Origin of the sequence: Streptomyces sp. A0642 (assembly GCF_004795105.1) — a bacterium.
GTDB lineage: Bacteria > Actinomycetota > Actinomycetes > Streptomycetales > Streptomycetaceae > Streptomyces.
In genome coordinates this window covers 282,888-298,533 of record NZ_SSBL01000001.1, presented here as the reverse complement: position 1 = coordinate 298,533, position 15,646 = coordinate 282,888, and the positions used below count along the sequence as shown (strand labels likewise).

Below are 15,646 nucleotides of genomic sequence, written 5' to 3'. Positions count from 1 at the left end.
TAGGTTGCCCGCTTCGGTCGCCACCACGGTCGACCACTCCCTCGACTACCAGCAGCGGCACCCTTCGGCGAGCACCGGCGGAGCGAGTTCCCGCATGGCCGCCTGCTCGGCCTCCGACATGCACGGCAGCTGACGTGCGAGTACGTCGAAGTGCTGGTGCCCCCGCCATGCGTCGTGGTCGCCCACAACGAACAGCCGCCGGCGCGCGCGGCTCACCGCGACGTTCAACAGGTTCGGGGCGGATGCCGCCCAGACGCGCGGGCCTGCTTTGTCGCCGCCCGCCCCGAGGACCAGCAGCACTACATCGGCTTCCTTCCCCTGGGTCGTATGCACAGTGCCCACTCTGTCGCGGGGGACGACCTGACACAGGCTGCGGCGGAGTCCGGCCACGACATCCCGGAACGGGCTGATGACGAAGAGCTCGCGCTCCGGGTCGAGACCCTGATCGACCAGCCGGTGCACAATGACGTTGGCGCAGTCCCCCTCCTCCGGCGACCACTTGCCCTGCGACGCGCGCCCGCCGCTCACCGGCCACCACACGCCTCGCCGGGCCACCGCGTAGTCGTCGTCCCGGTGCACCCCGTGCACCATGAGTCCGTCGTACGCGATCTCGTTGCTGATCGTGAACATCGGGTCGTCGCAGCGTCGGTGCACGCGCAGAGGCGACCCCACCCATACCCGGTCGTCCTCCGAGCCGTCCGGCGCGGGCAGCCAGGTGCCGTAGCTGTTCAACCGGTCCGCCACGCGCTGCGCCGAGGTGCGGGACGGCTCCCACTCGTCGGCCACGCCGAAGGTGCGACGCAGTGCCTGCTGTCCCGTGTGCGGCAATGTGATCACCGGCTCCAGTTGCAGAGGATCGCCCACGATGACGCTCCTGCGCGCCCGCCACAGAGCACCTACCGGCATCTGGGCGGTCGCCTGGCCGGCCTCGTCGATCAGCATCCAGCCGAGCGACCGGGGCCCCAGACCCACGAACATCCGGTCCAGTGAGGCGAAGGTGGTGGAGACGACCGGCAGCGCGAGGAAGAGGTTCTGCCAGGCCGCCAGCACCACCTCCGGCTTCAGCGTCTTGGGAGCGTCGCCGCACAGGACGTCCATCGCGGCGTCGAGGTTCTTGCGCATCCGGTCTGCCGCTCCATTGATGAACGCACGGTGCAGATCCATCGCGGCGAGAAAGAGCCGGGTGCGGGCCTGGGTGAACGCGGGATCGGACCAGGGTGAAGAGAGCTCTCTGGCGTCCTCCTCCGTCCGCTCACCGCGCGCTTCCTGGCCCGGAATGAAGGTGTCCCAGCGATCGAGAGCCGCCTCCAAGGTGGCCCGGAGTTGCGCGTGGTGCGCTTCCGCCGATTGGAGCGCCCTCCCGGCTTCGTCGAGGACACCTCGATGGGCAGCTTCGGCACGATCGTACGCGGCGGCCGTCTGTGTGCGTTCCTCGAACACGTCCCGGGCTGCCTGCTCCGCTACGGCCAGCAGCTGGTCCTCCACCTGCCAGTCGCGCTGCGCCGAGCCGAGGGTGAAGATGCCCGCGGCCACGCCCGGGCGGTGCCGACGGTGCTCCGCCCTCCTGCCCGCAGGGCCGACGAGGTCCGTCTGTGCTCTGCCGCGAGCCGCACGGGCCTCCGCAGCCGGTTGCCGGAGTGCGTCGACATCCCGCTGAGCGCTGACAACCGCCTCCTGCGCGGTGGTGACGGCCGCCTCCGAGCCGGCGAAGTCCAGGAGTGCCTCGTACGCTCGCTGACGCTCGTCCCGCAGGTCCTGCACCGCCAGCCGCGCGGCCCGGAAACGATTGACGTACTCCCGCCACTCCATCAGGTCGAAGCCACGCGAAGCGGCCGTCCTCAGTGCGTCGCGCATGCCTTCGCCACGCTCGGCCCGCTCTTCCTTCGGCGGGCCGAACCAGTACTTGTTACGGAAATCCGAACGGTTCCCCTTGTTGCCGAGCTTCGCGGCGAGAGTCCCCCACGACGGTGCGCCGTCGAGGAGAAGGCGACCCTGTTCCGGGAAGAAGGACGCTGCCTCCCGCCACTCTGCCGCGACGGATTCGAGTGCCGGGATCTCCTTGGAGACGTTTTCGACGGCACCGTTGTTGGCCGACGCGATCACCATCTCGAACCCCGTCAGCTCCGGTTTGAGCGAGGCGACGGACCGCTGATAGGTGCCGGTGCTCCAGCGGTGCGGCTGACCGGTGAAGGCGTCTTCGGGCCGCCGGAGTTCGGACAGCTTCTCCGCTCTCATGACCAGCACGGAGGCGATGAGGTCCCTCAACTGTGTGGTCTTGCCGGTGCCGGGCGGGCCGTTCACCGCGTACAGCCCTTCTGTGTCGGCGAGCTGCTCGACGATGCGGTTCACCGCGAACTGCTGGCTCAGGACCAGCGGGTGCTCCGTCTTCGCGGGCCAGCGCCCGAGCGGGAAGTCGGCCGGCCGCACGCCGGCGAGTACCGCTCCGGGTTCGTGCTTGAGGTCGACGCGCGTACGGCCGCGCAGCGCGGTCGAGGCCGTCAGGTAGTCCCGCAGCGCGGGGCCCGGCTCATCCTTGCCGAGGCTGCCCGCGACGAGGTCGAGGTCCGCCGCGATGAAGCTGTTGAGGAAGTCCGACCCGCCCGACCGGCCGGCCTTCCGCCGGGCCACCGACTTGCACTGGACCCGAATCGTCTCCGGCCGCAGGTCGTCGGTGACGCCGAACTGCTCAGCGACCCAGCGGGTGACGGCCGACAGGTCACGCACGGTCAATGGCTTCTCGCCGAGCCGGGGTGGGCCGTCCTCGTCGCCCCCCGTATCGGCTGCGCCTTCGTCCAGCGGGCTGTCGTCCACTGAACCGTCGTCCTGGCTGCCGCCAGAACCTCGGGCGCCGCGGTTGGCCACGGCATCGACGACGCCGTTGACAGCACCGACCGCCAGGTCGCCGAGTACCGGTCCGAGCGCGGCGTTCAGGGCGCCGCCGACCGCGCCGACCGTGATCTCGCACAGCAACCCTGCGAAGGGGCGCTGCCGCTGCCCCGGCGTCGTGTCCGCGATCGTCACCTTGCCGTCCCCGACGCCCAGCACGATGCCTTCGCACGCCTCGGCTTCTGTCTCAAAGCCGTCGAGCCAGCCTTGGGCCCCTGGGCCTGGCCTACGGCTGCGCCCCGTCGCCCAGGCACACGCGGAGAAGGTGATGGAGTCCTGGACCAGCAACCCTTCGTCCGTGACCTCGAAGGCCAACAGGGCGCTGTCGCCGTCCACCCGCCCGTCGTGGTCCTCCTCGCTGCCGCCGAAGACATCGAGCAGGACATCCCGGACGGACGCAACCGGGTACACCCCGCAGTAGACGGTGTGCTGCCTGACCATGTTCCGGCCTGGACTCCGCCGCCGTACGGGATGCCCCTCCTCCCACGGCAGCGGGCGCCCGGACTCCACGGGGTACACGCCTCTCGGCGGCGAGGCCTTCTCCACCTTCTGCGGGCTGAACATCTCCACCGCCCGCCAGTAGCGCACGATGTCCGCCCTGCGCCGCCGCTCGCTGCTCGCCGCCATACGGCCCGCCCCCTCGTTCCGGTCCGCCAGGAACGATCACCCTAGTCAGCTCCGTGCCCGGTGCGGAGGGGGCGTTGGCGTATATCTGACGTCGGGCCGGTGTCCGCTGTGCCGTGAGCGGCGACGGGAGGCGGACACTCGTCGGGAACGGAGTTCGTCCGAGAAATGCTGACGCCTTCCGCGAGCTTGCAACCGTTTTGATCCAGCGCCCGTTGCCCGACAACGAATGGGCTCGATGAGGCGGACGTGCACAAGATTCGTGCCGTTCTTGTTTCGCGTCAGCCGTAGTCTGTTGTGGGGAATCAAGGGGGAGAAACGATGATTGACTACCGTAAGGCGACCGTGCCGGTGTGGACCCTGGCGACCGGTGACGTCCAGGTGCCCGCGGTGACCGGCGACGGGCCGTTGACGGCTGAGCGCTTGGCTGAACTGCGCGGTGTGCTGGCCGGTCTGGCCAACGCGCCGATCGCCACACTTGAGGCGCATCCGCTGCCCGCCCAGATCGACCGCAGTCGAGGTATCCGGCTCGATGCCGTGAGCCCGTTGGCGCAGCACCTGTCACAGCTCATCACGCAGTCGGCGCGAAGTTCCTCTGTGGCGGCGACGGCGACCGCTGCCGGCGAAGGCCTGTATCGCATGGTGGTTCCGGCGAAAGTTGCCGCCCAGTTCGGTCAGGGCTTCGTTTGCTCGATGCGGTCGAAGGCGGTGGCGGGTGGCATCCACGGTGCACTCGTGGACTCGACAGGCATCGCCGCCCAGGCGACGTTTGTTCCGGTCGGCAGAGCGGCAACAGCAGGCGCAGTCGGTGGAGCCGGTGCAACGGCCGGCGTCGCGGCCACCGGCAGCGTGGCGCTCACCGTGGCCGCGCCGCTCGTTCTCATGGCCGTGGCGGTGGGGGTGAGCGCGCATGCCGACCAAAAACGCCAGCAGGCCATCGAGCACATCACGGAACTGTTGGAGCAACTGCACGAAGAGAAGCTCGATGACGAGCGCAGCAACCTTGACGGCTGCCGCAACGCCATCGACAGAGCCACTGCCATCCTGCTTGACGAGGGCGAGATCGGCGCCTCACTGGGACTGGACTCGGCAGTGCACGCCATCGATACGGCGCTGTCCAAGGCCCGCAGCCGCCTTCAGCGGTGGCAGGGAGCACTCGACGCCCTTCCTGAGGGCAAGCCCGTCGAGATCGGCAAGCTGACCGAGTCATTTCCGGGCGTGGACGATCACGGTGGTACGTTCCGCGCTCACCTCGAACTTGCCGCCCTGGCAACTGCGCTGAAGCGGAGAGTCGACGTTCTGCAGGCCGTCGAGCATGCCCAGAAGAACCCCGACAACCTGTTCGAGAACTTCACCCGCGTACTCAGACGCGACCAACAGGGCCTTGAAGAACTGGAGTCGGGCGTCGCCGGTGTCCTGATGCGTCTGTCAGCGCTGGAGCTGGCCCGCCCGAACGGTTTGCGGCCCGTCTTCACGACCAGTGAAGTTGATCGCCTGATGCGCGCGACACACCGGATTCACCAGCTGAGCGACGGCGCCATGACCGACAGTCGCGCGACGGACGTGGCGATTGAGATCGCCCGTGACAAGGACGGCTCGGTGGTCGTGTTCCCTGCGCTACCCGTGTGAGCGTAGGCGCGCTCGCAGTCACTTGGTGTCGCGCAGGGGGCGACGCCGCTTGGCGGAATCTGACCATCGGCAGCCTGCGGCTGCTAGAACGGACACCATCGCCACGACCTCCCGAGCGATCCGGGACGAGCTCGAACACGCCGCCTGGATCGGAGCGGCGCGCACCTCACGTTCTTCGCTGCACGCACTTCTGGGGGAACCGCTCGGTTCAGGCAGTAAACGAACTCGACGCGTGCATACCGTTGACCAGGCGAGAGGTCCCGACGAGTCCCTGTTGTACGCGTCCGCACGCGGGTTGTACGCGGGGCGTGGCGTGACCGGCCCGGGTGGGCGGCGTTGGCCGATTCACGGGTGGGGACGGTTCGGGGCAGGCCGGGCGAAGCGGGACGGTAACGGGAGGCGTAGGGCGTGGACGATCAGCGACAGCAGGCGGATCATGAGCGCGAGGTCGGGTCCGGCATCTTGCACGTCTTCGGACAGCACTTGAAGCTGTTCCGGGTGCGGGCTGGCTTGGAGCGGGCGGAGTTCGGGGCGATGGCGGGGTACTCGGCGTCGAGCATCGCCTCGTTCGAGCAGGGACGGAGGATCCCGCCGCCGAAGTTCATCGACCAGGCGGACGACCTGCTGGACGCGGGTGGGGTGCTGAAGGCGAGCAAGGAGGAGGTCGCTCGGGCGCAGTACCCGGCGTTCTTCCGGGATGCGGCGCGGTTGGAGGCGGAGGCGGTTGAGCTGCACGTGTACGACACTCATGTGGTCAACGGCCTGCTGCAAACAGAAGAGTACGCACGGGCCGTGTTCACTATGCGCAGGCCGTTGCTGGACGAAGTGACCGTGGAGCAACGTGTGACCGCACGGATGGCTCGACACGAGATCTTCGAGCGGCGGCCTCTGCCCACCATCAGCTTCGTCATCGAAGAGTCGGTACTGCGCCGCCCCCTGGGTGGGACGAACGTGATGCGCGGCCAGCTCGAGCACCTCCTCCTGTGCGGACAGCAGCGCAACGTCGAGATCCAGGTGATGCCGAATGCCCGCGAGGACCACGCTGGAGTGTCCGGGCCTTTCACCTTGATCGAAACGAAGGAAGAGCGCAGGATCGCCTACGTGGAGGTACACAAGGACAGCCGCCTCTACACCGAGCGCAGGGTGGTCCGGGAGTTCGAGGAACAGTACGGTCTCCTCAGAGCCCAGGCGCTCACACCGCGTGAATCGCTGAACCTCGTAGAGAAACTGCTGGGAGAGACATGAACGTCGAAGAGCCTGCGCCCCGTCTGCCCAATTCCGCTTGGTACAAGAGCAGTTACAGCAGCGGCGAGGGCGGGCAGTGCATCGAGGTGGCCACCTCGCCCAGCGCCGTCCATGTCCGCGACTCGAAGGACAAGATGGGGCCCATCCTGTCGGTCGCCTCCGGCGGTTGGGCCGCCTTCGTGGAGTTCGCCGCGCAGGGCTGATCACCCGACGGACGGCGATGCCCCGCCACCGGCCGTTCCGGCGGCGGGGCATCCTCCTGTACACACTCGTTCGCGGGCTCAGTCAGCCTTCTTGGCCCGGCCGCGAGTCTTCTTCTCCGGCCGCCAGGCCTTGAGGTCCTCCGCCGAGAGCCCGTGCTTGGCACGCTGCTCGTCCAGGTACGCCTGGTACTCCTCAGCGGGTGTGCCGTCCCACTCTTCGTCGTACTCACCGTGCCACTGGTGAACCCAGGGCATCAGCTCCTGAATACCGGCGATGAGCGGCGTCAGGCGCGGCGTCTCCCAACCAGCTTGCTCGGTCCGGTCATTGATCACGTTGATCAGAGCCTGCACCTGATCCTTCTGATCCCAGCCGGCCCAGCCGAGCAACAGCGTCGGGTCCGAGTCGGGCGATGCGTCAGGGTAGGAGATGAACCGCTCCTTGGGCACGTCCAGCTTGCCACGCTGCATCCAGTAGGACGCTTTAAGGAAGTCTGGCGGAGTGGAGGTGTACTTCGGAGGCACAGGGATATCGAGCCGATTCCCCGTCCTGTCCTCTTCGCGCTGAAGGTCCCACACCTGCTCCCACTGAGCCCGCTTGCGCAAGCCAGAGTCCCTGTAACGCATCGCCGCGAGGTACGGAACGTGCTCCGTGACGATGATGTCTGTGAGAACAGTCGCGAGGGGCGCGTCACGCTTACCTAGGTGATCAGCAGCGTAAAGCTCGGCGACAGCGTTCGCCTCATCGTCAGAGCGAAGCGCGTCAGCAAGCTGGGAAACGGTGAGCGTACGAGGCTGACGCATGCCATCGCGCAGGCCGTACCAGACGTTGGCACCCTCACATCTGTCGAGCAACCATGCTTGGAGGGCCGTCTTCTCCTTCTTTTCCCAAGTTTCGGATGCCCAACGCCGCTTGTACTCGGGCCGCTCGAGGAGAGCCACGTCCTTGCGAGAATTGATGATTTCGATGCGCGCCTCAACAACAGCCTTGTACGAGTCGGGCCAGTGGGAGGGGAGGTCAACAATCTTAGGAAACTGATGGTTGTGGTGCGCGAACCACGACGTGTTGGTTTCGCCAGCAGCAACCGCCCGCGCCAGCACGATGGCGAACGCTCTCTCGCTCGGCTTCACTTCGGGGCTGCTAGCGCCCCTGGGGAGGGTTGTACGCCCCACCTCGTCCCTACTCAGAAGGCCGTATGCCCCGTAGACAGTCCAGTCCAGTTCCTCCTGGAGAGCAATCATCTGGGCCTTGACCCGCACGTACTCGGAGCGAGCCTCGTCCAGACGAGCTCGCGTTAGAACACCACGCTCAGCAATGGCAGAAGGCTCGTGTCCAGCCAGATTCTGAGCAAGCGAATCCAGTCCGCGACCCAGTTCGAGGGGAAGGTTGACGGGAAGGGGGAAGTCTTGCAGCTTTGTGCCGGTGAACTCGTATCGGTGCTCCCATGGCTCATCAGCCCCCGTTGCCTCAGCGCCGGGGCGCCCCTTGTTATGACTCACCTGCTTTAGCCAGAAGCAGGCCGTCGATGAGTTGAGCACGCCGAGCAACTCCAGATGCCGTTCCTCCGAAGCCCCTTCTGCCAACTTAATCACTGGAGCGGAACGGTTGAACACCTTCCCATTTCGATCAAGGACAAAGTGGTTATGCGTCGCAACAAAAGCAAACGGAAGTGCCCATGAATGCGTCCCACCATCTTTAGGGAGCTGGTGCCACTCCCACCAGTCCCGCCCATCCGCCCGATATGTGCGGCCACCGAAGGTACCCCGCAACCACAACTCGGTTCGAAGGAACCAGAAGTGGCGAACGAACGCATCACCCAACTGCTCTACAGGTAGAAGAGACTTGTCAATGGCGTAGGGATGTACCGCGAGATCATGTGCGGAGAAACCCCAATCGCGGCTTTGATCACCCCGGTGGCTCACTCGCGCAAGCAGGTCACACGCTCGCTTGCTCAGCCAGCCATTCGCGGGCAACGTGAAAGCTTCATCAGCATGACTATCACCGTAGAACCCGATCCGCGCGACTGAATCCTTAAGTGTGCCTCGATTTGCCGTCAACGCAGCAAAAACGCCCGACGCTCCACCCCCTGCCAGCGACCATGGGTGGCTCGCGAAAGTCGAACGATCAAGATCATCTACCGTCACCCACCTTGACTCGCTCCCAGAATTCGCCACCTGTTCCGCAATAGCACCCCAAACCAGCCCTCTCGCTGGGTCCTCCGGCTGATCCGGCTCACCCTGAACTCCCAGCACTGCCCGAACCTGATCCGACTTCAACCCGTTCCGGTTTCGTCCAGCCAAAATCACCGTCGGTGTCCCATGCCCTGGAATATAAGCCCCCGACGTATCAATCAAATGGGTCAGGTCGACCTTGCCGAAGAACTCCTCGATCAGCTTCTTTCCGAACTCTCGCTTCATGAAAGAGTTCGCCGTGATCTGCCCGGTAAATCCACCGTCACGCCGCTCACCACCAGCCCGTACCGCCAGCTCGAAAATCCTCTGAGCGAACGGCACCGACAGCGCATACTGCCGATAGCAAGCATCGTACGCCTTCTTGTAGTTCTCGTTCTCTTGCTTGTCTTTCACCGTGATATAAGGCGGATTCCCCACCACCACGTGGTAACTCCCCCGCCCCAGCAGATCCGCCCGATTCGCGAACTCCCACACGTCCTCCGTCCGAAACGCAAAAGCCCGATCCTCGTCCTCGCCCATCCCCGAGAACAGCGTCTCCGTAACCGTCTCCGCCCCCCGCCCATGCAGCAGCGAGTCCCCCACCGCCACATTGATCGGGAACTCCGGCGCCGCCGCCAGCCGCCGCTCCCCGCACGCCTTCAGCACCGCCACCAGCATCCGGAACCGGGCGATCGCCACCGCGAACGGGTTCTTGTCGCACCCGTGCACCGACTCCAGAGACCGGCGCACCAGCTCCCAGTCCTCCGTGCCCGGCTCCGCCTCGCGCCACTTCTTCAGCAGCCGCTCGAACATGCCGAGCAGGAAGTGACCGGACCCGCACGCCGGGTCGATGCACCGCAGGCCCCGCACAACCGGCTCGTCGCCCGGCCAGCCCGCCGGCTTGTGCTTCCACGCCGGGTCCAGGCCGAACTCCTCGACCGCAGGCTCCAGCGTCAGGTCGAGGATGAACTCCTCCACGAACTCGGGCGTCTGCAAGAGCGCGTACGTCTTCCGCGCGTGCTCGCTCAGGTCCTGGTAGAGGTCGCCCAGGAAACGGGTGTCCAGCTCCTCGTCCGTGAAGTCGTGGATGATCTCGCCGTCCGCGCCCCGCTCGCGCCAGAAGCCCAGCAGCCGCGTCGCCGCCTCGTACGACGGGCTCAGCTCCCACAGCGCGTTGTGACCCCGGTCGAAGAGCCCCGCGACCGCCTTGTGCGCGCCCGAGAGGTGATCGAAACCCGCCACCAGCCAGTCCCGGTCGTTCAGCTCCGGCTTCTCCCGGAAGAACGCCGCCTGCCGGTCCTCCGCGTCCGCGAGCCGCTCCCCCGGGCCCGCGATGAACGGGTCGTCGACCAGGCCGTTGTCCTCACAGAAGCGTACGAACACCGTGGCCAGCACCCAGGCCGCCGCCGCCTGCGTCACACGCTCGTCCCGCCAGGCCCCGTACGTCGCCGCCGTACGGCTCGCCTCCCGGGCCGCCGCGTACTCGCGCTCAAGCTCCGTTCGGTACTCGTCCACCGACTCCGTACGAGCCCGGAGGTCGTCCTCCAGCGCGGTGACCTGCTTGCGCAGATCCTTCAGCAGTGCGGCCTTGTCCACCGGGGCGCCCCTCTTTCCGTAACCCAAACCCATGCCTGCGGCTCATCCATCCTGCCAGCCCCGCCGCCCATCTCCGGACCCTTCATCCGGAGCCGGACAGCACGGCTTCCGTCACCCCGACAGCGGAAGAATCCCGAGCAGCCCGGCAGCCGCTGACTCCTACGTGGTGCGCCGCTCGCTCCGCCCGGCGCTCGACGGCCGACCCGGAGCGAGCGAGCAGGAGCGGGGAGCCGTGTCCCTCCACTCCCCGCCCGTCCTCCGGGGGGGGCCGTCAACGCATGGCGTTGATGCGCCCCGGCCCGCCCTCGACCCTGCGCTGCCTGTGCAGCTCCTCGATGTCCGCCTCCAGCCGCGTACGGATGTCCGCGCCCATCCTGCGCCATCCGAAGAACTCGCACGCCTGCTTGATCAACTCGTCCTGGGTCATGCCGGGGCACTCCGCCGCCAGCTCGCTCAGCGCCAGCTGCCGCTCGGCCGGGGCGATGTACGTGACCTTGCGTGCCGTCTCTCCGCCCTCGGGCCGCCGGGCCTTGCTACTGCCTCGACCGGCCACTTCGTAGAAGGCCCCCTGCGACGCGACACTTCCCGAGCGGACCAGCTGCTGCGCCACGGCTCGCACGTTGTCCCGAATGCGGCTCCCCGCCCGGCCCACACCCCACGCTTCGCGGGCGCGCTGCACGAGGAGATCCTCGTGGATGGGACCTTCGGAATCGATGATCTGCATCAGCGCCTTCTTCAGCGCCGGCCTGGCCTCCGGCGTGTGCAGCTCATGACCGGTGGTGACCGCGATGTGACAGGTTCGGTACGGAGCACTCCATTCACGCTGCACTTCGGTGGCGACGGGCACGCGTTCGTACTCGATCTCGACCGGCGCCGTCACCTGCGCAGGCAGGTGAGCGACAGGAACGGTGAGTACCCGTCCACCGGACTCGCCCGCCAGGCTGACCGAGGAGGCCACATCTTGGGACGCCTCGTCCGCCGGCTCCAGGGGCCGCGGCACCTGGACCGACGCTGTCAGCGGGCCCTGGGCGATGGCCTGCTCGACCGCCTCCCGCAGCCGCAGCTCCGCGGCCGCCCTCCCCCGGTACCAGTCGGTCCCCCAGATCCGGTACAACCGCCACCCCAGGCCGTTCAGCACCTGCTCCCGCAGCCGGTCGCGGTCCCGGGCCGTCTTCGAGGAGTGGTACATCGCGCCGTCGCACTCGATGCCGAGGGCATAAGAGCCCGGCAGCTCCGGGTGGCGAAGTCCGAGGTCGATGCGGTATCCGGCCACGCCGACCTGAGGCTGGACGCGGTACCCCCAGCCGCTCAGCACCTCCAGTACGGACTCCTCGAAGGGGCTGTCGGGTTCCGCATCGGACTGGACGACGTCGCGGGCGAGGATGGCGGGGCCGTTCTCCGCGTACTCCAGGTAGCGCTTCAGATGCTGGACGCTCTCGTTCGAACTGTCGGCGAGGCTCGCGCCGCGGAAGGAGGCGACGACCTCCATGCGGTAGCGGGCACGGGTGACCGCGACGTTGAGGCGCCGCCAGCCGCCTCCCTTGTTGATGGGACCGAAGTTCAGCCCGAGCTTGCCGTGCTCGTCGGGGCCGTAGCCGACCGACATGATCATCACGTCGCGCTCGTCGCCCTGCACCGACTCGAGGTTCTTGACGAAGAAGCCGTCGAGGCGGCCCTCGGTGAAGCAGTGCTCGAGGTCGGGGCGCAGGAGGCGAGCCTGCTGTACGGCGTGGTCGATGGCTGATGCCTGTGCCTGGGAGAGCGCGACCACGCCGAGTGTCTTGTCGGGGCGGGTGTCGAAGTGGTGGATGACGCGGTCCGCTACGTAGCCCGCCTCGGCCTGGTTGTCGCGGCGGCCGCCCCGGTCGTAGGTGCCGTCGGCCTTGAGGAAGGCCACGCCGACGTCATTGCCCTCATCGAGGGCGCCGGGGAAGGTCACCATCGAGTTCCGGTAGAACGAGTGGTTGCTGAAGGTGATCAGGTTCTCGTGGCGGCTGCGGTAGTGCCAGCGCAGGGCCAGTTCCCGCATGGCGCCGGCCTTGCAGGCGTGCAGCAGCGATTCGAAGGAGTCGGGCACATCCTCCTCGTACTCGTCCGATTCGTCCTCACCCGCGGAGTCGAAGAACGAGGTCGGGGGCAGCTGCTTGTCGTCACCCGCGACGACGAGTGTGCGTCCGCGGTAAATGCAGTTGATCGCGTCGCTGGGCCGAACCTGCGAGGCCTCGTCGAAGACGACCACATCGAATTGGTAGTCGGAGGGCAAAAACTGACTGACCGTCAAAGGGCTCATCATGAAGCACGGCTTGATCGGTTGCACGACCTCACGCGTCCGGCCGAGCAGGTCACGTACGGGCATGTGCCGGCTCTTCTTCTCCGACTCACGGACGATGACGGCCCCACCCCCGCTGCCGTAGCTGCGAGGCCGACGCTTGTTGCACGCCTCGATCACCGCACCACCCGCGGCGGCGATGAGACGGCGATCGGCTTCCTGGTAGTCCGCCACGCGTGCGTCCAGGTCGTCCGAACGGGTCGTGCGCAGGCGGGTGTCGGTCGCGAGGATGTCATCGGCCCAGGACCGGAGCATCGCCTGCTCCACGATGTGTGGAAGGTGCTGCGGATCGACGGCCCGCTCAGCCGCACTCGCCACCAGGCCGTCGGCGCCGTGCCGGGCCAGTATGCGCAGCCCGTCACAGTACGCGTGCCACTCCTCGGGGCCGTGCGGGTCGGCCAGGAGCGCGTCGACGACCTGCTGTGCCTGGTCGAAGGTGCCCAGCAGGAGCGGGGAGAGCTGCCCTTGTCGGGCGGGGTCGAAGAGGTCGAGGAGCGCGGTCACGGATGCGCTCCAGCGTTCGGCCCGGCGGGTGGCACTCGCGCACCAGTCGCCCAGCGACCGCCGTACGTTGTCGGCCAGCAGCCGGGGAAGCTGGTCCGTGTCGGCACCGTCGGCCAGCTGCTCGGCCGGCAGGTCACGCCCGTCGGCATCACGACTCAGTTCGGCGATGCGGTCGGCGGTCGCCAGCGCTGTGTCGAGCGCGCCCACCGCTCCCTGATCACGCGGGGTGTAGCTGCCCAGGAGGGGTGCGTGCTCGGCCGCAAGGCGTACCACCTCGGCGGCGGCCGAGTGCCAGGCCAGGGCGTGGTCCAGGCGGCCGACCAGTGACTTGGCCCAGGCTCCGGAGTGGGTGAGTGCCGCGACGGACTCGCGGTCGGCTTTGTACTGGGCCGAGAACCGGGCCCTCAGTCCTTGGTGCTGCTCCGCGAAACGGGCCACCAGGGCCGGCAAGTCCGCCGAATCGACGACCTGCTCGCCGAAGACGTCCTCGGCAGCCGTGCGCGCAGCGGACTCTGCGTTCAGGGCCTGCCGCAGCTCCTGCGCGGCCTGGTGTGCGCGGCTCAGGGTGTGGCTTGCGAACCATCCGCGTGGCGGGCGGTGTTCGGCAGTGGTCAGATCCGCGAGCTCACACAGAGCGAAGGCCGCGTCCATGTGTTCCGGCTTCGGCAGGCCGAACAGGTCGGCGAGCTGCGCAAGCTGGTCGGCGACGTCGTCGGGCAGGGACGCTTCGGGTGAACCCACGCCGTCAGGAAGGCCGCCTCGCACCGAACGCACCATCTGCTGCAGCTCGCGAACCGATCGGGGATCGTTCACTGTCGCGGCGAAGGGGCGGCGACTCGTCGCGGTCCGCAGAGCGTCCAGGGAATCCGACGCCTCAGTGGCGACTTGATACGCGGAGGTACCGACCAGGCCGCGCCAGGGGAACATCTCGCCTTCGGCAGCCGGGCGCCAGGCTCTGCTGATGGCCTGCGTAGCGGCAGCAAGCTCCTGCAGAGCGCCGGCGCTCAGGGAGCGAACGGTTTTCGCATGCTGTGCGGACAGTGCCAGCTGAGGCGTACCCGCCTGCTCCAGTTGGACCAGCCGCCCCAGGACGTCATGGAGCGTCCGCTGGAGGGGTTCCCGGTTCTGGTTCATACCGGCGGCGTACGCGGACAGCTCTTCGCGCAGACGGCGTGCGCGCTCCAGTTCGTGCTCGGCGGCTCCGGTGACTCTGGCTTCGGTGGTCAGCACCCTGGCGAGCTCGGTGGCGACCGCCTTCTTGCTCGTATCACCGCTGTGGAGGGCCATGACGAAGTCGCCGAGGCCCACGCCGCGCAGCCTGTTGCGCACGACGTCGAGCGCGGCAGCCTTCTCACTGACGAACAGCACACTGCGGCCGGCGTGCATGAGGGCGGCGATCATGTTGGTGATGGTCTGGCTCTTGCCGGTGCCGGGCGGCCCACTCATCACGAAGGACCGGTTGTCCAGCGCTGCGGCGATGCACTGGCGCTGCGAGGCGTCGGCGTCCAGCACCAGCGGGGTCTTCTCGGGCAGCTGGACGTCGTCGATGCGGTCCAGCTCCGGGGGTTCGAACCCGATGAGGTCGTCGGGCAGGCCCGCGTCCGGACCGAGGGCGACGGCACGGACCAGCGGATGCGCGAGGATCTGGTCCTCGTTCTGCTGGAGGTCCTGGTACATCGCTTCGCGGTGCGAGGCGAACAGCCCGAGCACGACGCGCTCGTCGACGGACCAGCCCTTCTGTCCGGCCGCGACCGCACGGGCGGCCGAGAACAGGGCCGGCAGATCGGTGACGTCGGTACGGGTGACCGTGGACCAGTCGACACCCAATCGATCCAGCTTCACCGCGAGTGCTGGATTGTGGGCCCGGTCCTGACCGTCGGCCAGGTGGAGCCGGTACCGGCGATGGCTGTCCCGCCGCAGCTCCACCGGGACCAGCAGCAGCGGGGCGGAGCTGCCCTCATGTGCACCGTCTTCGCACCAGTCGAGCATGCCGATGCCCAACCACAGCACCCAGAGGCCGTAGTCGTTGAACATCTGACCGGACTTCTGCCGCAGTTGGTACAGGGCACTGTCCAGCGTCGCCTGGGTGGCTTTCTGAGTGATCAGCCCGGGGGTGGGTTGCCGTTCGGCCTCTCCGCCGTACTCGTCATCGCCCGCCCCTGCGGCTTCCGCCACTGGCGCGAACGCCCAGCCCTTGACGAGTTCCGGCACGAGGGAGCCCGCATCGGGCGAGGTGATCTCCAGAGTGGACGTCCTGGTATGGCGGAAGTTCAGCAGCCGGTTGCGTCCGCCCATGTCCAAGAGGGAGTTGCGCCACCCCTCGAGCACCGCCTTCAGCCGGTCGAGACCCGGATCGCTCGTGGTGGCAGAAACCGTCTGGGGCTTGTGGGGCATGTGGCGAGTACCTCCTGAGCAGGGCGCACAGGGGTATCCACACTCACAGGTCCCCCCTGGAGGTATC

The 15,646-nt window shown here is 67.5% G+C and carries 6 protein-coding genes; 3 read left to right on the top strand and 3 right to left on the bottom strand.

The window, feature by feature from the left end:
- Positions 1 to 45: 45 nt before the first annotated feature.
- Complete coding sequence (locus tag E6R60_RS01230; RefSeq protein WP_136324451.1) at positions 46 to 3,513, bottom strand: DEAD/DEAH box helicase; 3,468 nt, start codon at positions 3,511 to 3,513, stop codon at positions 46 to 48.
- Between the two features lie 318 nt (positions 3,514 to 3,831).
- Between E6R60_RS01230 and E6R60_RS01225 the strand changes: the two genes are divergently transcribed.
- The 3 genes from E6R60_RS01225 (at position 3,832) to E6R60_RS01215 (ending at position 6,587) form a co-directional block, all read left to right on the top strand.
- Complete coding sequence (locus E6R60_RS01225) at positions 3,832 to 5,139, top strand: hypothetical protein (RefSeq protein ID WP_136324450.1); 1,308 nt, start codon at positions 3,832 to 3,834, stop codon at positions 5,137 to 5,139.
- A gap of 408 nt (positions 5,140 to 5,547) precedes the next feature.
- Positions 5,548 to 6,384 carry a helix-turn-helix transcriptional regulator gene (locus E6R60_RS01220; RefSeq protein WP_136324449.1) on the top strand — a complete coding sequence of 279 codons (837 nt, stop codon included), beginning with the start codon at positions 5,548 to 5,550 and terminating at the stop codon, positions 6,382 to 6,384.
- On the top strand, positions 6,381 to 6,587 hold the full coding sequence (locus E6R60_RS01215; RefSeq protein WP_136324448.1) for a DUF397 domain-containing protein: 207 nt from the start codon (positions 6,381 to 6,383) through the stop codon (positions 6,585 to 6,587). Before E6R60_RS01220 ends, E6R60_RS01215 begins: the two co-directional genes overlap by 4 nt.
- Positions 6,588 to 6,665: 78 nt before the next feature.
- Here E6R60_RS01215 and pglX read toward each other — a convergent pair whose 3' ends face one another.
- Both pglX and E6R60_RS01205 read right to left on the bottom strand, forming a co-directional pair.
- On the bottom strand, positions 6,666 to 10,352 hold the full coding sequence (gene pglX, locus E6R60_RS01210; protein WP_346766054.1) for a BREX-2 system adenine-specific DNA-methyltransferase PglX: 3,687 nt from the start codon (positions 10,350 to 10,352) through the stop codon (positions 6,666 to 6,668).
- Between the two features lie 271 nt (positions 10,353 to 10,623).
- Positions 10,624 to 15,579: a DUF3320 domain-containing protein gene (locus tag E6R60_RS01205; protein WP_136324446.1), complete on the bottom strand. Its 4,956-nt coding sequence runs from the start codon at positions 15,577 to 15,579 to the stop codon at positions 10,624 to 10,626.
- Between the last annotated feature and the right edge of the window lie 67 nt (positions 15,580 to 15,646).